Raw genomic sequence first — 24067 nt, forward strand, 5'->3', positions numbered from 1 at the left:
GGCCGCCTGAATGTAGGCGGCCCATCTCTAATAGCTGCGCCACAATCCAAATTTGATCCCGATGTTATCATCAGCCGAATTGCGCTCGGCACCCAGAACCCAGGTGAGTCTGCCCGTCTTTGGGCGATACATCAGCGAAGGTCGCACCCTCCAGTACCATGGTCGGTCCGAAACATAAGAAGTTTCGATCTGCAGGAGCGGGTCAAACCGTCGACCCGAGGACAGACCGGCCGTGAAATCCAATTTGCGGATCACTGCCTCATGGGTGCGGTTTTCGAGCGCTGCGTCGACATTGATCCATCCGCCTCCCAATCCGGTTTGAATGCTTTTGCCGTAGGAAAGTGTTGCTTTGTACATTGCCCAACTACTGTACTGGCGATGGTGTGCGCCAACGCCGAACTCGGCCGCCAGACGCCCTGCTGACCCCATGTCTGCAACCGGCACGCGTGCAAAGACCAGCGCGTGCCCATACAAATCCTGATGCTCCTCGGCATCCAGTCCGATCGTGAGTTTCGGCCGCAATCCCCACTCGGTATAAAGCGAGGATTTGTACTTGTAGACGTCTTCCTCTTTGAAAGCGGTCACAGATAACGCGGTGAAGCTTGACCCCTTCTCGCGGAGCCACGCACCGGACCATGCCGGAGTGCACACCATAAAAAGCAGCGGAATGACGAGAACCAGACGAGCCATGGGGGCAGCATCGGCAGACATGGTTAACGGATGGTTAGTTTCTTGTTCATCTTTGAGAAAGATTTTTTGATCCAAAAACATTGTCTATGTGCAGGAAAAGGGTGGCGTTTTCAAAAGCTGTGCTAGGCTCGGGTCAGCTATAAAGGAGGAGCCTTATGCCGCAGATTTCCAAAACCAACAGCTATCAGACTGTCATCACCACCTTCGAGATGACCCCCGGAACCTGCCAGGACCTTCTTGAGGCGCTGACCGATGCTTATGCCGAGTTCATTTCGAAACAGCCGGGTTTCATTTCAGCCGGATTGCATGTGAATGATGCCCAGACGCGGATTGCCAATTATTCACAATGGGAGCGCCGCGAGGATTTCCTGGCGATGTTGCGCACACCGGAGATGCGAGAGCGGAATCGCAGGGTTAACGAGCTGTGCAAGAGCTTTGAACCAGTGATGTACGACGTCGCCGAGACATTCGGTGAGACCTGATCTGAGTCAATGCACGGCCGCCACCGGTCGCGCAGTATAGCGGCACAACTACGGAGGCGCGAGCCATGTATCATAACATTCTTGTTCCCATTTCCTTTGATGCCGAACGGGACAGCTCGGCAGCGTTGAAGCTGGCAGAACTACTGTCGACGCCCGAGGCTGCGGTTACGCTGCTGCATGTGGTAGAGCACATTCCGGATTATGCGATCTCGTACATGCCTGCCGAGTATCTGTCCGAAGCCCGCAAGGCCATTCAGACCGAGCTTGATGCTCTGGCGGCACGCGTCCCGAATGCGAAGGGGCTGGTGGTTGAAGGCCATTCCGGGCGAACGATTCTGGACTGGGCCGAAGTGAATAAGCCCGACCTGATCATCTTGGCTTCGCACCGCCCGGGGATGCAGGACCTGTTGTTGGGTTCAACCGCGACCCATGTGGTGCGCCACGCCAAATGTGCCGTGCATGTGGTGCGATAAGGTCGAGCTTTTTCCAAGCCGACCCCGATTGCGGCCATGGCTTTGCCACATACCGCGTGTAAGGCCTATGGCATGACAACCGGGAAACAAACGAAAGACACCGATCCGAACCCTCGTCTTACACGGCGGCAACGGCGGGCAGACGCGTTGCGCAGGCAGGCTCTGTCCCCGGTGCGTATTCTACTGATGGTGCTGGCCTTGCCCTTAACCACAGGAATGATCGCAATCGGTGTCTACCTGCGCGTTTCAGACTACGAACGTCATGAAGCGGTGATCCATCTGGTGGCGCTGGCTGGGTGTGATGCGGTGGAGATGCTGGGTTTCGGGCCTTTTCGCGAAGGAAGGCCCGGATATCATAAGCGCAATGACCCCGATGGCGATGGTGTCGCCTGTGGCTCGTTTGCCTTGCAGAAACCACGCAATGTCGCGATGCCGGGAGATATCCAAGCCAATCCCCGGAATCTTCAGACCCCGAAACAGCGCACTGTCGGAACGGCAAAGTTTTTGAAGCCTTGAATCGGTGGGGGGCGAAATCTTGAAAAGATTTCGGGGCGCTTTCTTTTCAAGAAAGCGTTGCGTGGCTCAGGTGAGCCAACGCACGGGTGCGCGGTTGCAGAAGATTACGATCTGGCCCGAGTTTTCCGCCACTTGATAACCGCGACGATTGATTTCGGCCATAAAACGCTCCATCCCGGCAAAGCGCTCTATATCGCGCGCCTTGCGACGGATTACGCCACCTTGCTGCACCGCCTTGGAGGCGAATAGATCACTGAGCCAAACCTCAGGCGAGAGGGGAGAATTGCAGTTATACATCACCTATGATTTGGCGCAGCGAGGTTAATGCCGGGTAAAGAAAGTTGCGCCCGCAAAGCGGGTCTTGCCTTGTCCTGACCAGAGCGCCACAGTCGCCGCGATGACTCGTGATGAATTCAATGCCTTTTGCTCGGACCTCAAAGCCACCAGCCATGTCGTGCAGTGGGGCAAAGCAGATGTCTGGAAAGTAGGCGGCAAAGTCTTTGCCATCTGTGGTTGGAACGACGGAAAGGATGCGTTTACCTTCAAGGCTACCGATCTTGCCTTTGAGGTCCTCGGAGATGAGCCAGGTATCCGCCCAGCGCCCTATCTGGCATCGCGAGGTATGAAATGGCTGCAGGTTTACGATGAACGTGGCATGAGCGACGCGTCGCTGCGAGATCATATTGTAATCTCATACGATCTGGTCGTAGCTAAGCTGACCAGAAAGGCGCGGGCAGAGCTGGGCCTTTAAGGCGGTCAGTCTTTCATGGCGTGCAGCAGCTCAAGCAGTTTTTTCCGGTCATCATCGTCGGCATAGTCTCCGCTGGCCAGCCGTTCGGCGATGCTCAGGCGCAGACGGTCATGTTGTGTGCGAACCTCTTCGCCCGCCGTTTCAGCGAGGGTCTTCATGATCACTGCCACCGCCTGCTGCCGTTTGGTGGTGGGATTGGCGATGTAGTCCACAAGGCTTTGCTGTCCGGAATCAAGGATGTTTTCGGCCAGATCACGCAGTTGATCCCCATTTGGAAGCAACGGCGTAGGGGCATTTTGCGGTGGCAGAATCTCAGGCGGGCTGCGCGGGGTTTCCGCTAGCGCATTGGTGCCGTCAACAAAGGCTTCGGTGATCATCCGCGTGATCCTGATCGCGCGCGGATCTTTAAACAAAGTCGAGGCAATAGCTACGCCGTAGTCGGTATAGACCCACGGATTGACCCGTCGGCCACCGCGGCCTTCGGGTTTTGAGATCACATTCTGTGATTGCAAATCCGCAACCTCTGCGTCGGAAAGCTGAAAGCGGTAGCCTTCGAACAGATCCTTATTGCGCGAGACGGCCTGATTGAAGGCGCTGACGGATTTTCCGTAAAACTGCGCCAGATCTTCTGCCAGAACCACGCGTACCCCGCGCACCCGATGAATGGCGTTTTGGACCTCTTGAGGGCTGGGCAGGTTTTCCGGGTTCGTCATCATATCCGTTTGGAATCACAATTTGTGATTTCAAACGTGACGCAGGGCGCGCTGGGCTGCAAGTTTGAACTGCAGGTAGGTTCGATGTCTCTTGCCGAGAGGTCTGCCAGATTCGGCCAATACCCTGATGGAAATAACCTTTTTGAAAGAACAAGCTTGCCCTCTATCAAGTTGACAATCCTAATGGATTGACTGATACAAACGGAACAAGACCGGGCCGTTAGCTCAGCTGGATTAGAGCAGGGAACTTCTAATTCTCAGGTCGGGGGTTCGAGTCCTCCACGGCTCGCCATTTTTTCAGATGTTTTTCGAAACGGGGCAAGGGTACGGCCCTTATATCTGAATTCAAAGCGGTCGGTCAGACTGCACCAAGCGGGTGCATTCAGCTTTTCCCTCAGCGTTTTGGGCTGGACGTAAGGTCCAACCGCATAAACGCGCTGTTTGGATCGGCGTCATAGCCGTAGATCGGACCGCAATAGGAATATCCCAATGTTTCATATAGCTTGCGTGCTGCGTCATATTCCGAGAGATGATTTGCGCCAGTTTCCAGGACAAGTGCGGAAACGCCCTCGGCTCGGGCCAGATCGGCAAGATGGTTCATGATCACACGCGCCAATCCTCGGCCGCGCGCAGCAGCAACCACGTGCACCGATTTAACTTCGGCAGTGCCATCCGGCAGCGCCTTAAGCGCACCACAACCCAAGGGCTTACCCGCCTCATAAATAGCCCAAAAGCGAATGCCCGGCTCGCGCAGGGCATCAATGTCCAGCGTATGATTTGAGGTTTGCGGTGTCGCGTCCCAGCTATGGGCGAGATGCGCTTGAATGATCGGGCGCAGATCCTTGGCGCCGGGGTCTGCTTGGCGGATGTCGATCATTCACAGGGCCTTGTCAGTGGGTCCAGGGAGCGCGCCGGTCAGTGGCGAAATTCTCACCATAGCCGCGCGCCCGCAGGTTCGGCTTGCGCTTGTGCGGCTCGCATACCTGCGCGTCGATGCCGTTGTCTTTGGCATAGTCCAGCGCCTCTTCCTTGGTATCGAACTTCAGACGCACCTGCGTTTGGGTGTCATTGGACGAGGTCCAGCCCATCAGCGGATCGACCTCACGCGCAGAAGCCGGGGCGTATTCCAGAACCCATTTGCGGGTTTTGGCCATCCCCGAGGTCATCGCGTTTCGCGAAGGCTGGTAAATCCGTGCGCGCATGTCGCCTCTCCGTACTCACTTGGCTGAAGCTGTTTATGCGTCAGAGCGCGCGCCGGGACAAGATGACAATTGTCGCGGGTCGCATGGACTGCCTAATGACAGGTATTGTCATTAGTTCGGGGTAGAAAGCGCGCAGACATAAAAGGACAGCAGGATGCTTCACCAAGAACGCCACCTCGACATCAACGCCCGACCCAATGAGATTTGGGCTATCCTCCGCCGCTTTATGCATATCGATGAGTTTGCCCCGCAGGTGACATCGGTTGATGCTTTGACTGCCGGATCGGATGGTGTTGGGTCACAGCGCCGGTGTCACTTCGCGAACGGCACATCATTGGTCGAAGAGGTGATGGATTGGCAGGTTGACCGCGGCTACACCGTGCGGTTGTCGCAGATGGCGATGCCTCTGCGCGAAGCACAGGCGGCGATTGCCATCACACGGCTGTCCGACACGCGCAGCCGTGTTATCTGGAGTATGGATTTTCGTATGAAATATGGACCGTTGGGCTGGTTAATGGGACAAACCCTGTTGAAGATCATGATGGGCCGCGTGCTGGCCGAGAACCTGTCGGCCTTGGCGGCGAAGGTTCAAACGCACCCCGACGCCCAACCCCGGACCGCTTAGCTGAAAATGAATCCAGATCAGCCCTTGCAGATGGACAAAATAAGAACAAATGTAGGGGCCTGACCCGGAGCCCGCCCATGCCTTATGCCCATTCCGACAAGACTCAACTGACCGCAGACGACGTGCGCGCGCGTCTGAAACTGGAGGGCGGCAAGCAGTTCGTCATGCATACCGAGTTCGCACCGGCTGGCGACCAGCCGACGGCGATCAAAGAGCTGGCAGGCGGTGTGAATGATGGTGAGCGAGATCAGGTCCTGCTGGGTGCGACCGGGACGGGCAAGACCTTCACCATGGCCAAGGTGATTGAAGAAACGCAGCGGCCTGCGATCATCCTGGCGCCAAATAAGACGCTGGCGGCGCAGCTTTATGGAGAATTCAAAGGCTTCTTCCCTGAGAACTCGGTGGAATACTTCGTCTCGTACTATGACTACTACCAGCCCGAAGCCTATGTGCCGCGGTCCGACACCTACATAGAAAAAGAATCCCAGATCAACGAACAGATCGACCGAATGCGCCACTCGGCCACTCGGGCGCTGCTGGAACGCGATGACGTGATCATCGTCGCCTCGGTCTCGTGCATCTACGGTATCGGTTCGGTCGAGACCTATGGAGCGATGACACAGGATCTGAAGGTGGGTCATGAGTATGACCAGAGGCAGGTGATGGCTGATCTGGTCGCCCAACAGTACCGCCGCAACGATCAGGCTTTCCAGCGCGGGTCCTTCCGGGTGCGTGGCGATTCCCTGGAAATCTGGCCGGCCCACCTTGAGGACCGTGCTTGGAAATTCTCGTTCTTCGGCGAGGAACTGGAAACCATCACCGAGTTCGACCCGCTGACCGGCGAACGCGCGGCAACGATGGAGCAGGTGCGGGTCTATGCGAATTCGCACTACGTCACGCCGAAGCCAACGATGAATCAAGCGATCATTGGGATCAAAAAGGAACTCCGCATCCGGTTGGATCAGCTGGTCGGCGAGGGCAAGCTGCTGGAAGCTCAAAGGCTGGAACAGCGTACGAACTTCGATCTGGAAATGCTCGAGGCCACCGGCGTTTGTAACGGGATCGAGAACTACTCACGCTACCTCACGGGCCGTGCGCCGGGCGAACCGCCGCCAACCCTGTTCGAATTCATTCCGGACAACGCGATTGTCTTCGCGGATGAATCCCATGTCAGCGTCCCGCAGATCGGCGGCATGTACCGTGGCGACTATCGGCGCAAGTTCACGCTGGCGGAACACGGGTTCCGCCTGCCATCCTGCATGGACAATCGCCCGCTGAAGTTCGAGGAATGGGACGCCATGCGCCCGCAATCCGTCTTTGTCTCGGCCACCCCGGCGAAGTGGGAGATCGAACAGACCGGCGGTGTCTTCACCGAACAAGTGATCCGCCCCACGGGTCTACTGGACCCAGAGGTTGAAATCCGCCCGGTGTCGATGCAGGTGGACGACCTTCTGGACGAGGTGCGCAAGGTGGCCGCCAACGGATTCCGCACGCTGGTGACAACGCTGACCAAACGCATGGCCGAGGACCTGACCGAATACCTGCACGAACAGGGCATCAAAGTGCGCTACATGCACTCGGACATCGACACGCTGGAACGCATCGAAATCTTGCGCGACCTGCGGCTTGGCGCATTCGACGTGCTGGTCGGCATCAACCTGCTGCGCGAAGGGCTCGACATCCCAGAATGCGGGCTGGTCGCCATTCTGGACGCGGATAAAGAGGGTTTCCTGCGCTCGGAAACCTCGCTGATCCAAACCATCGGCCGCGCCGCCCGGAACGCTGACGGGCGGGTGATCATGTATGCCGACAAGATCACCGGCTCGATGGAGCGCGCCTTGGGCGAAACCAACCGCCGCCGCGCCAAGCAGCTCGCCTATAACGAGGAACACGGCATCACTCCCGAGACGGTGAAAAAGAATGTCGAGGACGTTCTGGCCGGTCTCTACGAAGGCGATGTCGACATGAACCGCGTCACCGCCACCATCGACAAACCGATGCACGGCGCGAATTTGGAAGCGCACTTGGACGGGCTGCGCGAGCAAATGCGCAAGGCCGCCGAGAATCTTGAATTCGAAGAAGCCGCCAACATCCGGGATGAGATCAAACGTCTGGAAGCGGTCGATCTGGCCGTCGCCGACGACCCCATGGCCCGCCAATGGGCAGTCGAGAAAGCCTCGGAAGACGCCGTGAAATCGCGCGGGCGGTCAACGGCTGGCAGGCCGGGGCAGCGGGGTGGGAATGTGAAGAGACGGAAGCGGTGAGAACTCCCTAGATGGTATTGACGCCATCCGATACAACTATATCTTGCGCATATTTTGTACGCGTTGGAGATTAAAGTTTGGAGTTTTTTAAAGACTTGTCAGAAGCTTGGTCACAACGCCTGCGGAGTCCCTTCATTGGATCAATTGCGCTTAGCTTTTTTGCAGTCAACTGGCAACCCGTCTGGTACCTCTTGTTTGCCGACCGACCGGTTCGACAAAAGTTTCTTTATTTTGACGCCAATACATCTCTAGTTTCCCTTGCCGTCATCCCCATTGTTGTAGGCGTAGCGCTAGCACTAGCGACGCCGTGGCTACGGACTCTCGGAACATGGTGGGCACAGGGTCCGAATGGAAAGATGAAAGAGATTCAACACAACGCCGCGCACAAATTGAAGATCTTAGAGATTTCAACAGAACTAGTACGAGTTGAGGCCGAAGCGAACCTTCAGGCAACTCAAGAGAGAGCAAAAATTGACGCAGCTAAACGTCTTGAGGAGGCTGCAACGGTCGGCGGACAGGAACTTAAGGCGGAGCTTGAAGAAGAACGGCGCGTGAACGAACCAGAACTGCCGACGACGACATCCATCGGGAGCGTCTCTAAGTCAGCGCTGGAGTTTTTGAAATATGTTAGTCGCGATAAAAGCGGGGCATTCCGTTTGAGTGATTATGAAGGTAAATACAAGGTAATTATGTCCGGTAACTCTTTTCAGATTCCCAACAGAAAGAAATTCTTAGAGTATAGTGCAGCAATTGCGGAACTGAGAGACATGGGGCTACTCGAGAAGAAAAAAGACGCAATTTCTAGTAAAGGGTATGAGTTGCTAACTGCGATAGATATCGGCGAAGAGCCTGATATCTCCGATTCCGAATAATATGATCAGCAAGCGTAGGATGGGTGCTCGCACCCATCTCCCACCGTGACCATACAACAACCGATAAAACCCTCTCAGATCACGGTGCCAACGTCTTAGAAGTCAAACAGCTCATCAAGAAAGCCGCCGCGTTTCTTCTTTTTACGGTATCCGTGATCTGATCGGTCATCATAACCCCGCTGCGGCGGTGGCGGCGGCGTATGGTCGGCAGAGCGATCGATGATTTTGTCCAGCTCTCCACGGTCCAGCCACACGCCACGACATTGCGGACAATAATCAATCTCGACCCCGCTCCGCTCGGTGATTACCAGCTGAGTTCCATCAATCGGACATTGCATCAGACGCTCTCCTTTTTCTGTCCTGAACAGATGGGAGCGCGCGCAGGGATTTTCACCCCGCTGCGACCGCACGTCCCGCTATGGGCAAAGCTATAGGGCAGAGTTGGCCCGGTCCCGCGCTGCCCCCTTCAGCATTGGAATTCACAAATTAAGGTTCCAAATGGTTGCCATGACGAACCCTAAGAAATTTCTCAGCAGCTGATGGGTGCATAGACCCATTGTCTCTGTCTTCGAGCCCTCAATGCTGGGTTGGATACTCCCCAAAACGCGATGGAAATGTGCTTAGGGCTCACCTCAAAACGCAGGCGAAACCCAAACGTGAATTGGTCTAACGAGATGCGTGCAACGAGACCGCAGAACGACCCGAGTTTGGACAAAATTCCGCCCAAAATCGTCAATAGCCGCCGCAGTGCAACAGATCGAATACAGATTGGAAATCAATGAAAAAGGCAGCTCTTCTTCTTGCCCTATTGCCCGCAGCCGCAGTCGCAGTCGCTGAGGAGCGGGTGTTTGAATGTGAGGCACCGGATGCGGAACACCCGGAAATGGCCGCTCGGCTTGTGAAGTATGATGGCCAGCAGAAGGGCCACATCACGATCGGGGATATCGACAAGGATGTGGATGTGTTTCCCGGTCTCGACACCCTGACCTATCTGTATGTCGGTGAGGATTACACGCTGAATTATAACGTTCACCCTGAGAAGGGCACGTTTGATTACTCTGCCTCTGGCAGCAAGTCAGGATGGGGCAAGGGAACGTGCGTAGAGACCACGGGCCAATAATGGCGTTCGAATAGAATGGTTTAAGGCGCGGTCGGGACGGCAGTCTGGTCGCGCCTTTGCTTTTGTTGCGAGGTCGAGTTCGCCCTGTCGATCCGCGCATTTGCAACATAGTTACGAGCCAAGGCGGAACTTGGTCGGTGTCATTCCGGTCTGGCCCCTGAAAAAGCGTGTGAAATGGGATTTGTCGGAGTAGCCGAGCATCAGACCGATCTCAGCTATTGTCATTTTGTCTTCTCCGAGGTGTTCCTTGGCGACATCGACACGCAGCCGTTTGATTTCGCGGGGCAGCGTTGTGCCTTGCTGCTGAAGCGCCCTAAGAAACCGTTCCGGCTGTATTCCCAACAATCCAGCCACCACCTCTGGTCCCAAATCGGTTTCATCCAGCTTATCGCGTAAAACAGATCGCAAAGCAGCTACTACGGTTACTTCTTCATTTTGTCGCGGTGAGGCGATGGGCTTGGCAGAGCCCTCCGAGACATGGTGCAAAAACAACCATTCTACAGGGAAACTAATCTGCATTCCGGGATCGGTCCCAAGGCCGACCTCGATCCCCTTGTAGTCGATAGGTAGTCCGTTGATGTATCTGCTTTCCCATCGCACACGCGAAGAATCCCAGGCATCCCCGACGACGGTCTGCAATAGGCGTACATAGATTGCGGCACCAAAACCGGTCACCTGAATCGGCGGCACAGTAGGCTCTTGTTGCCTTTCGATTCGATAAGTCGCTTTGTCCGCTTCTACGACAAGGCTGTGTCGCACAGAATTGGATTCCTGCGGTACAAGCCCCACGAAACGGGTAAAGAACTCGAACAGCGTCTTTGTCGATTGCAGGGCCTGAGCGAACGGAGGCCACTCTTGCAGGTCAAACGTCTCCCCTACTTTCAGTCCAAGGTATCGATCCCCTGATACTTCTGAGAAGGCATTTACCAAACCATAGACCAACTCTGAGTGCACGAACACGGCTGGGTCAGACAACAGTTCGGCTTTCAGGCCGACCTGATCCAATGCTGGTTGCGGATTGATCTTACGTTCGGTGAGATATTGCAGGAACGGAGCAGCTAAGGAGAGGCGAATAAAGCCCTCGCTATGCTCTTGAGAGGTGGAGTTGAAAGGCAAGCTCGTCACCCTTGTCTGGATTAGTTTTAAGAAGTGGCCATTTTTTCAATCACATTCGAACATCCTAATTCGAAAGTGGCAACCGAGCCAAGATTTTCCGGACTACAGTTTGCAAAACACGAATATGAAGGGAGTACTTATGTCCGGCCTACGATTGTCCCTTTGCTCGACGGTAATTGTCGCTGCAGCTCTTTCTTTTTCAACGTCCGCGCATGCTCAGGATCAAGAAGAACCTCAAACGTTGTTTACCAACGTGCATGTCTTCGATGGCGTCAATGAACAGCGTATCGAGAATGCCAGCGTATTGGTCGAGGGTAATCTGATTAAGGCCGTATCAACCGAAGCGATCGATGCCCCCAATGCTACGGTCATTGACGGAGAGGGACGGACACTGACCCCCGGGTTTATTGAACTGCACGCGCACCTCATGCTGATGGGGCCGACGTTACCTGCGATGGAGGCCAACACAACGTGGGAGGACTTTGCCATACACGGTGCACGGATGGCCGAGATGTATTTGATGCAGGGCTTCACCACAGTCAGGGATGCGGGTGGCGCCAATGGCGGGTTACGTCGCGCAATTGACGCAGGCCAAATTGACGGCCCGCGTTACTTTCCATCTGGTGCATTTATCGGAACGCGAGGTGGTCACGCTGACTTCGCGAATTTCACTGCACCGCCCGGGTCTGAAACAAACATGAGCAGGCTGAACTTGGCGCAGGAAATTAGCGGTGTTGATGACGTTTACAAGTTCGCACGCAACAATTTCCGCATGGGCGCGACGCAGTTGAAGTTCATGCAATCTGGTGGCGTCGTTTCGGCCTTCGATCCGTGGCAGTTGTTGGCTGGATCGCCTGAGGAAATCAAAGCTGCGGTACAGGTGGCAAACGAGTATGGCAGCTATGTCATGGCGCATTCCTATCGGAAGGAAGCAATCCTGAGCGCGCTAGACGCGGGTGTGATGTCGATCGAACATGGCTTCTCGTTTGACTGTGAAATTGCCCAAGTCATGAACGAAAAAGGGGCATACATTACCACCAACCTGACGGCCTTCGATCCCGGATTGCTAGATATTCCTGCAGTGGCAAATGTCCCGTCGAGTCTTGCCAAAGCAAAGTCCGCCTCGGCCACATTTGCAGGCTACATCGACAATATGAAGGAATGCCCGGTGAAGCGAGGGTTCCAGACCGACTGTGTTGGTTCGGTCGAGGCATGCAATATCCAGATTGCCTACGAGAAGCACCTGAACAATGAGTTTTTTGGACCCTACACGTCGATGGTGACGCTGACATCGACGGGTGGTGAGGTGGTCGCTTTGTCAGGTGACTTTATGAACCCGTATACCGCCGGAAAACTGGGCGTTATCGAGGAAGGAGCTTATGCGGATATCCTGCTCATCGATGGTAACCCACTTGAAGACTTCTCGGTTGTTGGCACGGGAGATCAATGGTTCGGTGCCGACCCGAGGCCTGAAAGCCCAGATACGATCCGCCTGATCATGAAGGACGGCGTCATCTACAAAAACACGCTGGATTGACCTGTCTGAACAGCCGGAGAGTATTTATGCGACATTGCTTCCGCTCCATAGTATTCGCAGGGTTGGTTTGGTGTGCTCTTCCTGTCATGGCGACGCCAGGAACCGCGTTAGACTGGTCTGACCTGCCTGACCCGTCCGCGCAGGTCTTTGAAGACCCCTATCGCGAACTTAGCGCCGAACAATTCGACGATGTCCTTTACGTCGTACGACTGCGCGGCAGATTGCAGCGGGACTTTGGCGGCAATGAAGAAAGGCAGAAATGGCAAGAGCTTCTGACCGAGACTGAGGATGCCTTGGTGGCAGATGGGATTGATGTCGACTGGCTGCTGGATCAGCGAGAGGTCGTGACGGAACGTCGAAGAAAAGCAGGTACAAACGGAAATCCGCAATTCGACGGTCAAACAATCACACTCGCGGGCTTTGCCATTCCCGCTCCGAGTGATCCGGACGGGCGACCTGTCGCGTATCTGGTGCCGGAACGCGGGATGTGTAGTCACATGCCTCCTCCTCCGCCCAACCAGATGATCCGTGTACGGTTGAATGGAGACTGGACGCCCAGCTATTTCCACGAACCCGTTCGGCTGACGGGCACGCTGACTATCGATCCTTCTGTTCAGAATATGATGGTTGTGGACGGCCTCATGCCTATGAATGCGACTTTCCAGTTGGAGACGGAACGCGTCGAAACTCTGGAAACTGAAGCAGACAGGCTGGAATGGAAGCAGCGCGCCGCCGATCGCATCCGGGCGGCGGGAGATCGCAAGACCAGCGGGGCAAAGGCGTCTGAATGATAAGACTTCTGTTTGCCGCATTGAGTATTGCCTTTGCTGGCGCAGCGTCGGCTCAGGGACTGTCCGGGCCATCTTCGGTCGAAGCTGATCTAGAGCCCGGCGATGGGCTAACCGATCCGCAATACCGTACCGATTTTCCACGCAATATCGCACCAGGTTGGTTTCAGTGGAAAGACCGGCTGGCTGAGGGTGGGTTTCGGTTCAACATTGATTACCTGGCATTGGGCCAATCCACGAATGCTGATCTGGGAACCGGCGAAGCGGCAAGCGGAATTGCGCGTTTTTACGGCAGTTGGCAGGCAACTGAACGCGGCTCTCTGACATTCAAGATCGAAGACCGGCACAGTTACACCGATGTTGCCCCGCAATTCCTCGGGCTGGATGGCGGAGCACTTTCGATCACTGGGACAGCCTTCAACGATAATGGTTTGCTGCTGACCAATCTATTCTGGACGCAAAGGGCCGAGAACGGCGCGTGGACGCTGCAAGTCGGGCAGATTGATGTAACGGACTTTGTGGACATTTATGGGTTGGTCAGCCCATACAGCGGTTTCCAGAACCTGTCTTTCAATACCAATCCGACTATTAACACACCCAATCAAGGCCTTGGCATTGCCGGTGGAGTAAAGCTGAGCGAAAACTTCTACGCTGTTGCGAGCATCTCAGACGCAAACGCCGACCCGTCTGATCCAAACTTTGATGTGTTTAGCGATGGCAATCTCTTCAAGTCACTCGAGCTTGGTTACACCTCCGGCTTTGATCGCATCTACTTTGACAATATCCACCTGACCCTTTGGCACGCGGATTCAGCCGACGATGGCAGCCGCCCTGAAGACTTTGGGGCCGCGTTTTCAGCGGCGTGGTTTGTTGGCAATAAATGGATGCCATTCTTCAGGGCAGGGGCCTCAAAAGGGACAGCGGCGCTTTATGATCGGTCCGTTTCTGCAGGTCTGGGATATTACGGTCGTAATACCGATCTAGCCGGGCTGGGACTGAACTGGGCCGAGGCAAGGGGCATAGACGGTGATCAGTTCACGCTCGAAGCATTCTATCGTTTTTCAATATCACCCGGGCTGCAGATCACGCCATCACTGCAGTTCATTTCTGACCCGCTGCTGAACCCCACGCAGGATAGCATTATGCTGTTCGGTCTAAGAACTCGGATCGTTTTCTGAGGTGGGGCGAAAGCAGACTCCAAAAATAACAAAACATTCAGTTTTGTCGATAAAAGGGAGGATCCATCCATGCGTACCTTGTTTCTGGCGGGCACGTTGTCTGTTTTTTCGACACTAGGCGCCGCGCAGACTTACGACATCGTCATTCTCAACGGTCGGGTCATGGACCCGGAAACCGGGTTCGACCAGATTGCAAACGTTGGAATTAGCAACGGCTGGATCACTGCGATCACCGACGAAGATATTAACGGCAACCAGTCCATCGATGCGACAGGGCACGTTGTGGCACCCGGATTTATCGACCTTGAGCAACACGGGTTGGACCCTTGGGGTATCAAAGTAAACCTTAGGGATGGCGTCACAACTCAAATGGATTTTGAGGTCGGAGCCGCTAACATTGATGAATGGTATGAAGCACGAGAGGGCTCAACGCAGGCAAATTATGGCACGGTGGTTGGACAAGAATTCGCACGGATGCGGGTCCATGATGGGCTCGTGCTTGAAGGTGGAGATATAGACTTCCGGAACTTCTTCGCACTGAGGGCACAATCTGTGGAAGACGGCGTCGAGGGGTGGTCTTCTGTACCAAGCAACCGTGAGCAGATGAACGAAATCACTGCCCAGCTGGATGAGGGACTACGTCTTGGAGCACTCGGTGTGGGATCGACCATTGGTTACGCCCGCGAAGGTATTACCACCTATGAGATGTTCGAAGCACAGCGGGCTGCGGCGCGTTACGGTAGACTGACTTCCGTCCATCACCGATTTCATCCCAGTGCTTCGACGCCGACAGAAACACAGACGGGTGTAAATGAAATCTTGGTCAATGCGATGGTGCTTGGTGCCCCGCTGCACATTCATCATGACAATGATTATGGGTGGTGGGAAAATCAGGAAAAGCTCCAGATGGCCCGCGACCAAGGCTACAACGTCTGGTCCAGCTACTATCCTTGGACTGCCGGATCGGGAAACTACGGCGCTTCGATCATCGCCCCAGAAAACTGGGAAGGTTCGATGGGGTACAAATACGAAGACACCATCTTTGATCCCCAGCTCGATCGCTTCGTGACAAAAGACGAGTTTTTGAGCTTCGCTGAGAATGAACCGGGACGGACAGCCATAGTTTTTAGCCCTCCAAGAGAGCAATGGCTGAATGATTGGATCACCATCGCAGGCTATGGCATCTCGGGCGACGGTATGGCTGGGCTAGACATCGAGGGCAACTTGATGAATTGGGATGCTCCTTACGAAGACTATGCCGGGCATCCTCGGTCAGCAGGCAGCCACGCGCTTGTCTTGAGACTGGCTCGCGAAGCGAATGTGCCGCTTATGCTCACACTCACTCAGCTAAGTTACATCCATGCGAAGCGCTTAGGTGACACAGGGTTGCGAGCAATGCAGGTGCGTGGGCGTATGCAGGAAGGCATGGTCGCGGACATCACGATTTTCGACCCGGAATCTGTGACCGAAAAAGCGAACTATACTCTCGGTCAGCAAGGTCTTCCGTCAGAAGGCATTCCGTACGTGCTCGTTAACGGAACCCTTGTTGTTAACAACAGTGAAGTTCAGCGAGATGTTTATGCGGGACAGCCAATCCGGTTTCCAGTCGAGGACAGCGGACGTTTCGTTCCGGCTGGTCGCGAGCAGATCATGGGTATTCTCACGCCGGATACCGGCACGGCCCGTCCAACACTGCTCGATGATATCACAAATAGTGAAGCCAATGTCGCACCTGTTGATCCACCAACTAATCAGTTTGCATCGATAGAGCCCACCGACCCCTTTGATTGGTTTACTCCTCGCAACGGTCTAGATGACGGTGCCCTGTTCTTTTGCGTCGTGCATGCTCGCTTCGAGGACCGTGCAACGGTAAATCGTGATTATGCGAAGGCCATGATGTCTAAAACGGGCGGATTTAGAGGTGCTAGTCGCGTAAGACCTTGATCCATTGTGGGGAAAGGATGGTGGGTGATGAGAGACTCGAACTCCCGACATCTTCGGTGTAAACGAAGCGCTCTACCAACTGAGCTAATCACCCGTGAGGGCTCATGTAGCTAAGCCCGTGCGTGGGTGCAAGAGGGTATGGCACAATTTCTTTTGCAAAATCGCGCAAGGTTTCAGATCAGCGTTTAGGCAACTGGGCGCGGTTACCAATCGAGCAAACTCATGTGTCATATCGTGGTTGAATAGCGAAATGCGGATATCGCTGTCCAGGCGAGGCGGATCAGACACGTTGTTTAGCGATTGAGCGCTCTACCTCGGGAGTTTCCGGTTTTAGAGAAGCGCGACAGCATATTGATCTTGGGTTGGGCGATTCTCGTTTTCCACCGAATTCTGAGTTCAATATGGGCCGTAGCTTTGGTTGTAAGGCCAAAGGGCCTTGCCTGCCACGTGTTGCCTCCGATATGCCCAGAGGGATTGCAACCCTCTGATCCGGAGGCAAAGAATGACGGGCGCCTGTCGCTGTCTGATCGCAGCTTTGGCCTTCTGCGCGATACTCGCTGTCCCGGTTCGGGCCGAGGGCGTGCTGGTTTTTGCCGCCGCCAGCCTCAAGACCGCACTGGACGTGATTGCCAGAAGTTATGAGGCTGAGACCGGGCAAGAGGTGACGGTGTCGTACGCGGCCTCCTCGGTGCTGGCACGGCAGATACAAGCGGGGGCGCCCGCCGATCTGTTCATTTCCGCCAACGAGGATTGGATGGACGTGCTGCAGGATCAGGGCCTGATCGATACCGCTTCACGTATTGAGTTGCTGGGTAACGGGCTGGTTTTGATTGGTGCGCCGGGGGCTGACACGGCCGAGATTGAGGCGGGGTTTGACCTGAGCACCCGTCTAGGCAGTGGGTATCTGGCCATGGCTTTGGTCGATGCGGTGCCTGCGGGCATCTATGGCAAGGCCGCGTTACAGGGTCTGGGACTTTGGGGCGATGTTCAGGACCAGATCGCCCAGACGGACAATGTACGCGCCGCGCTGGCGCTGGTTGCGACGGGGGCGGCGCCTTTGGGCATTGTCTATCGCTCGGACGCTGTGGCTGATGAGCGGGTCGGGGTCATCGGTGTCATCCCGGCAGATATCCACCCAAAAATTGTGTATCCAGCAGCCCTGACTTCTACTGCAGAACCTACGGCGCACGCGCTTTTGACCTATTTGCAAGGCAATTCCGCACGGGCCGAATTTGTGAGGCAGGGGTTCTCCCTGCCCGAAGGTTAGTACGATGGGATGGTTGGGCCCGGCAGAGATGGAGGCATTGCGCCTGTCGCTGCGCGTATCGTTCTGGGCAACGCTGATCACGTTGCCCTTTGGGATTTTCATTGCCTATGCGCTTGCGCGCTGGCGGTTTCCGGGGCGCCAGTTGCTGAATGGTCTGGTTCATCTGCCTCTGATCCTGCCGCCGGTGGTGACCGGCTATCTGCTGCTGCTGACCTTTGGGATTCAGGGGCCGTTGGGCGCGCCTTTGGCCGAGCTTGGGATCGTTTTTGCTTTCCGTTGGACCGGCGCTGCGCTGGCTGCCGGGATCATGGCTTTTCCGCTGATGGTGCGCGCGATCCGGCTGTCGATCGAGGCAGTAGACCCAAAACTGGAACAGGCAGGCGCCACTTTGGGGGCGTCGCGTCTGCTGGTCTTTGGAACGGTGACGCTGCCAATGATCCTGCCTGGGGTCATTGCGGGCGCGATCCTGGCGTTTGCCAAGGCGATGGGAGAGTTCGGGGCCACGATCACCTTTGTTTCGAACATACCCGGTCAGACGCAGACGTTGCCCTCGGCAGTCTATGCGTTTTTGCAGGTTCCAGGGGGTGAGGCGGCGGCGACTCGGTTGGTGATCATCTCGATCATCGTCGCTATGGGCGCGCTTTTGCTGTCGGAATATGTGGGCCGTCGTGTGGCCAAACGCGTGGCCGGATCATGAGCCTGTCCGTCCGCCTGCAACACCAGCTGACCGGGATGAAGCTGGACCTCGATTTCGACGCACCTTCCGGTGTAACGGTTCTGTTTGGGCGTTCTGGTTCGGGAAAGACGACGGTGGTGAATGCAGTCGCGGGGCTACTGAGGCCCGAGGCCGGGCGGGTCGCGGTCGGCGATTGGGTGTTATTCGACACGGATCGTGGGGCATGGCTGCCGCCGCATCGGCGGCGTCTGGGCTATATCTTTCAGGAAGGCCGTCTGTTCCCGCATCTGACCGTACGCCAGAACCTGAATTATGGTCGCTGGTTTGCACCGCGCGGGGCACGACGCGAAAACCCGGATCGGGTGATCGAGATGTTGGGTGTTGGCCATCTGCTGGACCGCCGCCCAGCGATGCTATCGGGGGGTGAGAAACAGCGCGTCGCCATTGGCCGCGCCCTGCTGGCCAGCCCGCGCCTGATCCTTGCGGATGAGCCTCTGGCCGCGCTCGACGACGCGCGAAAGGCTGAAATCCTGCCCTATTTCGAACGGTTGCGGGACGAGGTATCGGTCCCGATACTTTATGTGACCCATTCGGCGGCCGAGGTTGCCCGGCTTGCAACGTCCGTGGTCGCGCTGCAGGACGGGCGTGTCGTGCGGCATGGTCCCGCGTCCGATGTTCTGTCGGACCCATCCGTGGCCCCTGCAGGCGTGCGCGCGGTGGGGGCCGTTCTGCGGGTCCGTGTTACGGCGCATCACGACGATGGCCTGTCCGAACTTGATGCCGGTGGCGCTCGTCTTTACCTGCCTCGGATTGCCCATCAAATCGGCGAAGAGCTGCGTATTCGTATTCCGGCGCAAGAGGTGATCCTGTCCAATAGACCACCCGAGGGTCTTTCAGCCTTGAATGTGTTGTCGGGGCAGGTCGAGGCGATCCGGGCAGGTGAGGGGCCCGGTGCAATCGTGTCGGTCAAAACAACTGCGGGTGTTGTGCTGGCGCGCGTGACCCGACGCTCGGTCGCGGCGCTGGGTTTGCAGCAGGGCAGTACATGCTATGCGGTGATCAAGACCGTCGCGCTGGCTCCACAGGATGTCGGTGGGCGGGTTGTCTAGGACCTAGGCAAGCGCACGCGCCTCATGTTCGCGCAGGATCAGCCGCGCAGCAAGGCCGAAGCCGATATGTTCGTCCGAGGCGCGCTCGGGGAATATCTCGGCGAGTTCCTGGAGCGCGTCAGAAGACAGCGTGTGGAGGGTTTCTTCACCCAGAAACAGGCTTTCGGCCTGAGCTCCTTCGGCAAACAAAATCTCGTGCCTGTCAAGCAGGATATGCAGGTATTCGACCGGCTCATCACCGGTATCAATATCTATTCCCGGCCACGAGCACAGATGTTTGGCGGCGACCAACACTTCGGGCGCGCCAAACAGCATCTCGACCTTGGGGCCGCTGATCAGGAGGCGATGCTGTTGAGACACCAGCAAATCGCGGGATGGAACACCGGGTCCCAGACTGCCTGCGGTCACACGCACCGGGCGCATCGCAGGATTTGCGCGCAACCGCTCGGGCGACATGGGGCTGCTTTCGATCCAGCGGATCGGCTGTATTCCGTGATCGGCAGTCAACACGTCGTCATCCACGCGCAGGGTCTCAATGGCGCGCTGGCCTTCCGCCGTTTCAATCAGAGTGCCTGCGGTATAGCAAACGCCTTCGATAGTGATATCAATGATCTGGGTCTGGGTTCCACTGAAGGTGAAGAAACCATTGGCGAAATTGGCGGTGACCGTCACCTCGAACGAGTCCAATTGGATTTCTCCGTCATCGAGGCTATCGAAGAAGGCCGGGTCGACGGTATAGGTCCATGTGCCGTTCGCATCTATTGAGGCGGTGCCAAAATCCGGTTGATCGGAGATTGCCCAGGTGGCCCCGGTGAAGGTTCCGAAATCCGATGTTGCGGTGACATCGAGGTCACCCGAAGCGACATTAGGAGGAAAGCCGGTCACGTCGCCCGTGATATCGCCCGATATGGTTACAACCGAAGTCATCCGTTTCCCTGCTCGAGCGTTCTGGCAAATTCGGCATCGCGGTAAAGGCGCATATGCACCTGTTGCTGGTCATCGCGTGTCCATTCGACGATACGTTTTGTGGATAGGTCGCTGCTGAGGCGATTGGTGCGCACGCGTGGGTGCGGGATGTCCCGTTTCAGCATGTCGACGATCTGACGAGTTTGGCCGAAGGGTGCCACCATATCGATGATCCAGAAGGATGAGCCACTGGCGAAATCGACATCTCTCAGCGGCTCTTCCTCCACCGCATAGCGATATTCGGCTTCCGGGCTGAGACCGGCAAATGTCACGAATCCGCGCGGAAAGCCGTTTTGGCGGAAGATGTGATACTGGCCCAATCTCAGCGGCGTTTCGAACGCATAGAGAACCTGCGCCAAACTGCGGTTACGATGCGTTTTGGTCAGGGCAGCCAGATAAAATAACGCACCGAAGTCGGCGTATTTTTCACCGGAAAGATCGAACCAGTCTTTGGGAAATGACTTTTCCACGGGCCACTCTGGAAACTGCTGATGCAGAGATCATAGCGCACCACATATTCAAAGAAAGAATTTTCACTCAAGTTGATGTGTTACGGGTTGAGTTAGACCTGAGGCCCGGTTTGACTATATTGATTCGTATAGGCTGGTTGGTCCCACGTCGTCTCAGCCGTGATCGCGTTTTTCATAGGGTGTTTTATATGCGTTTTCTTACATGCCTCTCTCTGACAGCCATCATACTGGCCCCCACCATTGCGCAGTCTCAGGGCGTTGGTTTTGGCTATAAACTAAGACCGCAGTTCAGAACCCAGATCACGCCGCTAAAGGATGGAACCTACGAAGTGAAGCCCGTCGGCGGGTCCTCGGCCGCGGTCACCTATTGGTGTGGAATTGGGGATTATGCAGTTCGCACATTGGGAGTTTCAAACTCGCAGCGGATTTATGTTTCCAAAGCTTACGAGAAAGGTGTTCGCACAGTGCAGTTTTCGCTAACTCCACCGCCCGGCGCGGATACCAATCCGGGATATTCTTTGACCGTCAACAGGGTGGGTGAGAACCTTTCCGCCGCTTCGGCGCAAAACTACTGCTTTGATAATTCCATCGATATGGGGTTTTAGCGGTCAGACCCATTTGGCCAAGGGCGGCAGACTCATCAGAACAGCATCGGGGTCGTGCCCGGTTTCCAGACCAAACTTGGTGCCCCGGTCATAGACCAGATTGTATTCGGCATAGAGCCCACGATGCACCAGCTGGGTGTTTTTGTCCGCGTCGTCAAAGCTTTGCACCCGGCGTTTTTCGACCAGAGGCAGAAAGGCGGGCAGGAAGGCGCGACCGATGTCCTGCGTCAGCGCAAAATCCGCCTGCCAGTCGCCGGTGCAATAGTCATCCATGAAGATCCCGCCGACACCCCGAGCGCGCTTTCGGTGGGGGATATAAAAATACTCGTCAGCCCAATCTTTGAGGCGCGGGTAGTGGCCGGGTCCGTGCGGGTCGAGATGCGCTTTTTGGGTGGCGTGGAAATGGGCGGTGTCGTCGTCATATTCGATGCAGGGATTCAGGTCGGAGCCGCCGCCGAACCACCAGGCATGTGGGGTCCAGAACATCCGGGTGTTCATATGGACCGCAGGCACATGCGGGTTCTGCATATGGGCCACAAGGCTGATGCCCGAAGCCCAGAACCGGGGGTCGTCCTTCATCCCCGGAATACCCTTGCGCGCGGCCATCGCGTTTTGCGCGCGCTCACCCAGCGTACCAAAGACGGTTGAGACATTAACGCCCACCTTCTCGAACACGCGGCCCCCGCGCATCACCGACATCAGCCCACCGCCCGCGTCGGAGCCATCGTCAGACTGCCGTTTAGTTTCTTTGACTTCGAACCTTCCCGGCTGAGAATCCGAGAAGGGGCCTGAGGTGTGGCTGTCTTCCAACGCTTCGAAGGCGGTTACGATGTCATCTCGCAACTGGCGGAACCAGGCAGCGGCGGTGGCTTTTTCTTTATCGAACATTGGGATCAGTGGGCCGGGGCTGCGACAGGGTCCAGCAGGGTGCGGCCTCCGTCAATGGTTAGAATTTGGCCTGTCATGAAGCCCGCAGCGTCCGACGCGAGAAATTGCGCGGTTTCGACCAGTTCGTTCGGAGCGGCAATCCGGGAAAGCGGAGTATGTTTTTCGATGTCGTCCCGGAAATCTCGGTTTTCTTTCAGCGTTGACTGCAATGAGGCGCTCATGACCGATCCTAGTGCGATGGAGTTTACGCGAATGCGGCTGGGCGCAAGTGCAACCGCCAACGAACGGGTCATCTGATCCAGCGCAGCGGTCGAAACGGAATAGGCCATCAGATCGGGATGGGTGCGGCGTGCGGCAATCGAGGACAGGTTGATGATTGACCCGGCAGGGTTCTCATCGTCTCCATCAGCCTGTTTGATAAATCGCTTAGCCACTAGTTGGCTCAGTCGCAGCGCGGGCATCAGGTTCTGGTTCAGCAATGTGCGCACGGAATCGTCATCGGTGTCCAGCGGGTCCGACGGGATCACCTGCCGCGCACCATTGATCAGGATATCAACCTGATCAAACGCATCCAGCGTGGCCGAAAGCAGATTGGCTATGGTCAGCTTTTCACGCAGGTCACCGGCGAAATAACGGATGTTGCTGTCATCCGCCTGTTCGCCCAGCTCATCGGACAGGCGCTTTTCATCCATATCGGCGAACATGACATTGGCGCCTGCATCGGCAAAGTGCCGTCCGATGGCCAGTCCGATGCCGTTGGCACCCCCGGTGACGATTGCGGTCTTGCCCGCGATGGAAAAGGACATGCGAATCCTCCTGAGTTCTGGCGCAGGTTAGCGGGCCTCAGCCCCGAGGGCGAGAGGCATGGAAAACCTTGAAGCGGTTGTCTCCTGCCACTTCGTCAACACGGGCGAAAGCCTCGGCCAGCGTTGCCTCGTAAGGCAGGTGGCGATTGGCGACCATCCAGAGTTGACCGTTGCGGGTGAGGTTGCGTGCCGCACTGGTGATAAAGCCCTGGCCCAATGTCGGGTCGGCGCTGCGCGAGGTGTGAAAGGGCGGATTCATGATCACCATGTCCAGCGGCTCGGGCGTGCTCCATTTGGTGGCGTCGGCCCAGTGGAACTGCGCACGGGGGTCGGTGACGTTGGCGCGGGCACAAGTAAGGGCGGTGTGGTCGGCCTCAACCAGATGCAGGCTGCGCAAGGTGTCGTCGATCAGCTTTGCGGACAGAAAGCCCCAACCTGCACCCAGATCAGCGATGCGCGTGCCGCGCTTGGTTGGCAGAGACTTCAGCAGCAGGGCCGAGGCAGGATCGATACCATCGGCGGAAAACACACCGGGCGCGGTATGGAAGCCGTCAACCATTTGGTTTTCAGGCGCAGCCCAGTCGGCAAAGGCGTCCGCATCAGACTGAAACCAGAAAATCTTGCCATGTGCCTTCGAGATTGGACCCTCGATCGCGACCCGCTTGCGGATGTCTTTCAGCAAACTGTCGACGCCATCGGTTTTGGCCCCGTCCACCACGATGACCCCGCTGGCGCGGCTGCAGGCCTGATGGATGAGCGCCCGGGCCAGCGCCTTGGCGCGCGGTAGAAACACGACCGCATCCTGGCAAGGCGCGTCACTATTGGGCGTTGCGACAAAGCCCTGCGTGGCAAAGTGATCGTGGAACGGTTTGAACGGCTGCACCACCTGCGCCTCGCGCGGAAGGTCCGACAAATCGTGGTCCGGGGTAGGCGCCAAAACAGTCAGCGGTTGCGACAGGCTGAGCCCGCTGTTCAGGGCTAGATCAAGGCGAGAGGACATGGCCGCGCG

General features: G+C 56.4%; 28 protein-coding genes and 2 tRNA genes. 17 read left to right on the forward strand and 13 right to left on the reverse strand.

What is annotated here, in order from left to right:
* Nucleotides 1-27: 27 nt before the first annotated feature.
* The gene (locus ACR0AW_RS15695) at nucleotides 28-690 is read right to left on the reverse strand and encodes a hypothetical protein (protein WP_170514061.1); all 663 of its coding nucleotides are present in this window, start codon (nucleotides 688-690) and stop codon (nucleotides 28-30) included.
* 155 nt (nucleotides 691-845) lie between these two features.
* Between ACR0AW_RS15695 and ACR0AW_RS15700 the strand changes: the two genes are divergently transcribed.
* The 3 genes from ACR0AW_RS15700 (at nucleotide 846) to ACR0AW_RS15710 (ending at nucleotide 2161) form a co-directional block, all read left to right on the forward strand.
* Nucleotides 846-1172: an antibiotic biosynthesis monooxygenase family protein gene (locus tag ACR0AW_RS15700; protein ID WP_170395957.1), complete on the forward strand. Its 327-nt coding sequence runs from the start codon at nucleotides 846-848 to the stop codon at nucleotides 1170-1172.
* A gap of 65 nt (nucleotides 1173-1237) precedes the next feature.
* Nucleotides 1238-1645, forward strand: coding sequence for a universal stress protein (locus tag ACR0AW_RS15705; RefSeq protein WP_170395959.1), 408 nt, complete (start codon nucleotides 1238-1240; stop codon nucleotides 1643-1645).
* 72 nt (nucleotides 1646-1717) lie between these two features.
* Entirely contained in the window at nucleotides 1718-2161 is a 444-nt protein-coding gene (locus ACR0AW_RS15710) for an excalibur calcium-binding domain-containing protein (protein WP_255612008.1), read from the forward strand.
* Between the two features lie 66 nt (nucleotides 2162-2227).
* On the opposite strand, the gene ACR0AW_RS15715 is transcribed toward ACR0AW_RS15710, so the two are convergent.
* A complete protein-coding gene (locus ACR0AW_RS15715) occupies nucleotides 2228-2458 on the reverse strand; it encodes an aspartate aminotransferase (protein ID WP_170396104.1) in 231 nt (76 codons plus the stop codon).
* Between the two features lie 100 nt (nucleotides 2459-2558).
* Here ACR0AW_RS15715 and ACR0AW_RS15720 point away from each other — a divergent pair, with 100 nt between their 5' ends.
* Entirely contained in the window at nucleotides 2559-2912 is a 354-nt protein-coding gene (locus ACR0AW_RS15720) for an MmcQ/YjbR family DNA-binding protein (protein ID WP_170733622.1), read from the forward strand.
* 5 nt (nucleotides 2913-2917) lie between these two features.
* On the opposite strand, the gene ACR0AW_RS15725 is transcribed toward ACR0AW_RS15720, so the two are convergent.
* Nucleotides 2918-3628: an ORF6N domain-containing protein gene (locus ACR0AW_RS15725; protein WP_480588391.1), complete on the reverse strand. Its 711-nt coding sequence runs from the start codon at nucleotides 3626-3628 to the stop codon at nucleotides 2918-2920.
* A gap of 211 nt (nucleotides 3629-3839) precedes the next feature.
* Here ACR0AW_RS15725 and ACR0AW_RS15730 point away from each other — a divergent pair.
* A tRNA-Arg gene (locus ACR0AW_RS15730) sits at nucleotides 3840-3917 on the forward strand.
* A gap of 102 nt (nucleotides 3918-4019) precedes the next feature.
* Here ACR0AW_RS15730 and ACR0AW_RS15735 read toward each other — a convergent pair.
* Complete coding sequence (locus ACR0AW_RS15735; RefSeq protein WP_170408263.1) at nucleotides 4020-4502, reverse strand: GNAT family N-acetyltransferase; 483 nt, start codon at nucleotides 4500-4502, stop codon at nucleotides 4020-4022.
* A gap of 13 nt (nucleotides 4503-4515) precedes the next feature.
* Nucleotides 4516-4827, reverse strand: coding sequence for an ETC complex I subunit (locus ACR0AW_RS15740; protein ID WP_170395965.1), 312 nt, complete (start codon nucleotides 4825-4827; stop codon nucleotides 4516-4518).
* A 154-nt stretch (nucleotides 4828-4981) separates the two neighbouring features.
* Between ACR0AW_RS15740 and ACR0AW_RS15745 the strand changes: the two genes are divergently transcribed.
* The 3 genes from ACR0AW_RS15745 (at nucleotide 4982) to ACR0AW_RS15755 (ending at nucleotide 8588) form a co-directional block, all read left to right on the forward strand.
* Nucleotides 4982-5452 (forward strand): SRPBCC family protein, encoded by a 471-nt coding sequence (locus ACR0AW_RS15745; protein ID WP_170733623.1) that lies wholly within the window; start codon nucleotides 4982-4984, stop codon nucleotides 5450-5452.
* Nucleotides 5453-5529: 77 nt separating this feature from the next.
* Nucleotides 5530-7716, forward strand: a complete 2187-nt coding sequence (gene uvrB, locus ACR0AW_RS15750) for an excinuclease ABC subunit UvrB (RefSeq protein ID WP_170733624.1) — start codon at nucleotides 5530-5532, stop codon at nucleotides 7714-7716.
* 77 nt (nucleotides 7717-7793) lie between these two features.
* Nucleotides 7794-8588 carry a hypothetical protein gene (locus ACR0AW_RS15755; RefSeq protein ID WP_170733625.1) on the forward strand — a complete coding sequence of 265 codons (795 nt, stop codon included), beginning with the start codon at nucleotides 7794-7796 and terminating at the stop codon, nucleotides 8586-8588.
* Between the two features lie 95 nt (nucleotides 8589-8683).
* On the opposite strand, the gene ACR0AW_RS15760 is transcribed toward ACR0AW_RS15755, so the two are convergent.
* On the reverse strand, nucleotides 8684-8926 hold the full coding sequence (locus ACR0AW_RS15760; RefSeq protein ID WP_170408258.1) for a TFIIB-type zinc ribbon-containing protein: 243 nt from the start codon (nucleotides 8924-8926) through the stop codon (nucleotides 8684-8686).
* Nucleotides 8927-9366: 440 nt separating this feature from the next.
* On the opposite strand from ACR0AW_RS15760, the gene ACR0AW_RS15765 reads away from it, so the two are divergent.
* A complete protein-coding gene (locus ACR0AW_RS15765; protein ID WP_480439320.1) occupies nucleotides 9367-9708 on the forward strand; it encodes a hypothetical protein in 342 nt (113 codons plus the stop codon).
* Nucleotides 9709-9819: 111 nt separating this feature from the next.
* On the opposite strand, the gene ACR0AW_RS15770 is transcribed toward ACR0AW_RS15765, so the two are convergent.
* A complete protein-coding gene (locus ACR0AW_RS15770) occupies nucleotides 9820-10824 on the reverse strand; it encodes an AraC family transcriptional regulator (protein WP_170733626.1) in 1005 nt (334 codons plus the stop codon).
* A gap of 124 nt (nucleotides 10825-10948) precedes the next feature.
* Here ACR0AW_RS15770 and ACR0AW_RS15775 point away from each other — a divergent pair, with 124 nt between their 5' ends.
* From ACR0AW_RS15775 to ACR0AW_RS15790, 4 genes are all read left to right on the forward strand, one after another.
* On the forward strand, nucleotides 10949-12361 hold the full coding sequence (locus ACR0AW_RS15775) for an amidohydrolase family protein (protein WP_480439322.1): 1413 nt from the start codon (nucleotides 10949-10951) through the stop codon (nucleotides 12359-12361).
* An 86-nt stretch (nucleotides 12362-12447) separates the two neighbouring features.
* The gene (locus ACR0AW_RS15780) at nucleotides 12448-13152 is read left to right on the forward strand and encodes a DUF3299 domain-containing protein (protein ID WP_480439323.1); all 705 of its coding nucleotides are present in this window, start codon (nucleotides 12448-12450) and stop codon (nucleotides 13150-13152) included.
* Nucleotides 13149-14327: a carbohydrate porin gene (locus ACR0AW_RS15785; protein WP_170733628.1), complete on the forward strand. Its 1179-nt coding sequence runs from the start codon at nucleotides 13149-13151 to the stop codon at nucleotides 14325-14327. Before ACR0AW_RS15780 ends, ACR0AW_RS15785 begins: the two co-directional genes overlap by 4 nt.
* A 69-nt stretch (nucleotides 14328-14396) precedes the next feature.
* A complete protein-coding gene (locus tag ACR0AW_RS15790) occupies nucleotides 14397-16271 on the forward strand; it encodes an amidohydrolase family protein (protein ID WP_170733629.1) in 1875 nt (624 codons plus the stop codon).
* A gap of 18 nt (nucleotides 16272-16289) precedes the next feature.
* On the opposite strand, the gene ACR0AW_RS15795 is transcribed toward ACR0AW_RS15790, so the two are convergent.
* Nucleotides 16290-16365, reverse strand: a tRNA-Val gene (locus ACR0AW_RS15795).
* A gap of 408 nt (nucleotides 16366-16773) precedes the next feature.
* Between ACR0AW_RS15795 and modA the strand changes: the two genes are divergently transcribed.
* Genes modA through modC form a run of 3 tightly spaced genes read left to right on the forward strand, consistent with a single transcriptional unit; the run spans nucleotide 16774 to nucleotide 19323 of the window.
* Nucleotides 16774-17538, forward strand: coding sequence for a molybdate ABC transporter substrate-binding protein (gene modA / locus ACR0AW_RS15800; RefSeq protein WP_170733630.1), 765 nt, complete (start codon nucleotides 16774-16776; stop codon nucleotides 17536-17538).
* A 4-nt stretch (nucleotides 17539-17542) separates the two neighbouring features.
* Complete coding sequence (modB, locus tag ACR0AW_RS15805) at nucleotides 17543-18235, forward strand: molybdate ABC transporter permease subunit (RefSeq protein ID WP_170423885.1); 693 nt, start codon at nucleotides 17543-17545, stop codon at nucleotides 18233-18235.
* Nucleotides 18232-19323 (forward strand): molybdenum ABC transporter ATP-binding protein, encoded by a 1092-nt coding sequence (gene modC / locus ACR0AW_RS15810; RefSeq protein ID WP_170733631.1) that lies wholly within the window; start codon nucleotides 18232-18234, stop codon nucleotides 19321-19323. Before modB ends, modC begins: the two co-directional genes overlap by 4 nt.
* Nucleotides 19324-19326: 3 nt before the next feature.
* On the opposite strand, the gene ACR0AW_RS15815 is transcribed toward modC, so the two are convergent.
* Together ACR0AW_RS15815 and ACR0AW_RS15820 are read right to left on the reverse strand one after the other, a co-directional pair.
* The gene (locus ACR0AW_RS15815; RefSeq protein WP_170733632.1) at nucleotides 19327-20250 is read right to left on the reverse strand and encodes a Hint domain-containing protein; all 924 of its coding nucleotides are present in this window, start codon (nucleotides 20248-20250) and stop codon (nucleotides 19327-19329) included.
* On the reverse strand, nucleotides 20247-20759 hold the full coding sequence (locus ACR0AW_RS15820; RefSeq protein ID WP_170733633.1) for a toxin-activating lysine-acyltransferase: 513 nt from the start codon (nucleotides 20757-20759) through the stop codon (nucleotides 20247-20249). Before ACR0AW_RS15820 ends, ACR0AW_RS15815 begins: the two co-directional genes overlap by 4 nt.
* A 188-nt stretch (nucleotides 20760-20947) precedes the next feature.
* Between ACR0AW_RS15820 and ACR0AW_RS15825 the strand changes: the two genes are divergently transcribed.
* Complete coding sequence (locus ACR0AW_RS15825; protein ID WP_170396038.1) at nucleotides 20948-21364, forward strand: hypothetical protein; 417 nt, start codon at nucleotides 20948-20950, stop codon at nucleotides 21362-21364.
* 3 nt (nucleotides 21365-21367) lie between these two features.
* Here the strand turns inward: ACR0AW_RS15825 and hemF are convergent, their stop codons facing one another.
* From hemF to ACR0AW_RS15840, 3 genes are read right to left on the reverse strand one after another with little or no spacing between them, the layout of a single operon-like run.
* Nucleotides 21368-22252, reverse strand: a complete 885-nt coding sequence (gene hemF, locus ACR0AW_RS15830; RefSeq protein WP_170664081.1) for an oxygen-dependent coproporphyrinogen oxidase — start codon at nucleotides 22250-22252, stop codon at nucleotides 21368-21370.
* A 5-nt stretch (nucleotides 22253-22257) separates the two neighbouring features.
* Nucleotides 22258-23058, reverse strand: coding sequence for an SDR family NAD(P)-dependent oxidoreductase (locus ACR0AW_RS15835; protein WP_170408883.1), 801 nt, complete (start codon nucleotides 23056-23058; stop codon nucleotides 22258-22260).
* 37 nt (nucleotides 23059-23095) lie between these two features.
* Nucleotides 23096-24058 carry a class I SAM-dependent methyltransferase gene (locus tag ACR0AW_RS15840; RefSeq protein ID WP_170733634.1) on the reverse strand — a complete coding sequence of 321 codons (963 nt, stop codon included), beginning with the start codon at nucleotides 24056-24058 and terminating at the stop codon, nucleotides 23096-23098.
* Nucleotides 24059-24067: the final 9 nt, after the last annotated feature.

Source organism: Ruegeria sp. C5, from assembly GCF_056537605.1.

Excerpts from the sequence above, each read along its gene's own strand:
- modC (WP_170733631.1), top strand. The coding sequence starts at position 18,232 with ATGAGCCTGTCCGTCCGCCTGCAACACCAGCTGACCGGGATGAAGCTG.
- ACR0AW_RS15825 (WP_170396038.1), top strand. The coding sequence starts at position 20,948 with ATGCGTTTTCTTACATGCCTCTCTCTGACAGCCATCATACTGGCCCCC.
- ACR0AW_RS15725 (WP_480588391.1), bottom strand. The coding sequence starts at position 3,628 with ATGATGACGAACCCGGAAAACCTGCCCAGCCCTCAAGAGGTCCAAAAC.
- ACR0AW_RS15705 (WP_170395959.1), top strand. The coding sequence starts at position 1,238 with ATGTATCATAACATTCTTGTTCCCATTTCCTTTGATGCCGAACGGGAC.
- uvrB (WP_170733624.1), top strand. The coding sequence starts at position 5,530 with ATGCCTTATGCCCATTCCGACAAGACTCAACTGACCGCAGACGACGTG.
- hemF (WP_170664081.1), bottom strand. The coding sequence starts at position 22,252 with ATGTTCGATAAAGAAAAAGCCACCGCCGCTGCCTGGTTCCGCCAGTTG.
- ACR0AW_RS15710 (WP_255612008.1), top strand. The coding sequence starts at position 1,718 with ATGACAACCGGGAAACAAACGAAAGACACCGATCCGAACCCTCGTCTT.
- ACR0AW_RS15715 (WP_170396104.1), bottom strand. The coding sequence starts at position 2,458 with ATGTATAACTGCAATTCTCCCCTCTCGCCTGAGGTTTGGCTCAGTGAT.
- ACR0AW_RS15740 (WP_170395965.1), bottom strand. The coding sequence starts at position 4,827 with ATGCGCGCACGGATTTACCAGCCTTCGCGAAACGCGATGACCTCGGGG.
- ACR0AW_RS15790 (WP_170733629.1), top strand. The coding sequence starts at position 14,397 with ATGCGTACCTTGTTTCTGGCGGGCACGTTGTCTGTTTTTTCGACACTA.
- modB (WP_170423885.1), top strand. The coding sequence starts at position 17,543 with ATGGGATGGTTGGGCCCGGCAGAGATGGAGGCATTGCGCCTGTCGCTG.
- ACR0AW_RS15780 (WP_480439323.1), top strand. The coding sequence starts at position 12,448 with ATGGCGACGCCAGGAACCGCGTTAGACTGGTCTGACCTGCCTGACCCG.
- ACR0AW_RS15840 (WP_170733634.1), bottom strand. The coding sequence starts at position 24,058 with ATGTCCTCTCGCCTTGATCTAGCCCTGAACAGCGGGCTCAGCCTGTCG.
- ACR0AW_RS15785 (WP_170733628.1), top strand. The coding sequence starts at position 13,149 with ATGATAAGACTTCTGTTTGCCGCATTGAGTATTGCCTTTGCTGGCGCA.
- ACR0AW_RS15745 (WP_170733623.1), top strand. The coding sequence starts at position 4,982 with ATGCTTCACCAAGAACGCCACCTCGACATCAACGCCCGACCCAATGAG.
- ACR0AW_RS15765 (WP_480439320.1), top strand. The coding sequence starts at position 9,367 with ATGAAAAAGGCAGCTCTTCTTCTTGCCCTATTGCCCGCAGCCGCAGTC.
- modA (WP_170733630.1), top strand. The coding sequence starts at position 16,774 with ATGACGGGCGCCTGTCGCTGTCTGATCGCAGCTTTGGCCTTCTGCGCG.
- ACR0AW_RS15735 (WP_170408263.1), bottom strand. The coding sequence starts at position 4,502 with ATGATCGACATCCGCCAAGCAGACCCCGGCGCCAAGGATCTGCGCCCG.
- ACR0AW_RS15720 (WP_170733622.1), top strand. The coding sequence starts at position 2,559 with ATGACTCGTGATGAATTCAATGCCTTTTGCTCGGACCTCAAAGCCACC.
- ACR0AW_RS15700 (WP_170395957.1), top strand. The coding sequence starts at position 846 with ATGCCGCAGATTTCCAAAACCAACAGCTATCAGACTGTCATCACCACC.
- ACR0AW_RS15835 (WP_170408883.1), bottom strand. The coding sequence starts at position 23,058 with ATGTCCTTTTCCATCGCGGGCAAGACCGCAATCGTCACCGGGGGTGCC.
- ACR0AW_RS15760 (WP_170408258.1), bottom strand. The coding sequence starts at position 8,926 with ATGCAATGTCCGATTGATGGAACTCAGCTGGTAATCACCGAGCGGAGC.
- ACR0AW_RS15695 (WP_170514061.1), bottom strand. The coding sequence starts at position 690 with ATGGCTCGTCTGGTTCTCGTCATTCCGCTGCTTTTTATGGTGTGCACT.
- ACR0AW_RS15815 (WP_170733632.1), bottom strand. The coding sequence starts at position 20,250 with ATGACTTCGGTTGTAACCATATCGGGCGATATCACGGGCGACGTGACC.
- ACR0AW_RS15775 (WP_480439322.1), top strand. The coding sequence starts at position 10,949 with ATGAAGGGAGTACTTATGTCCGGCCTACGATTGTCCCTTTGCTCGACG.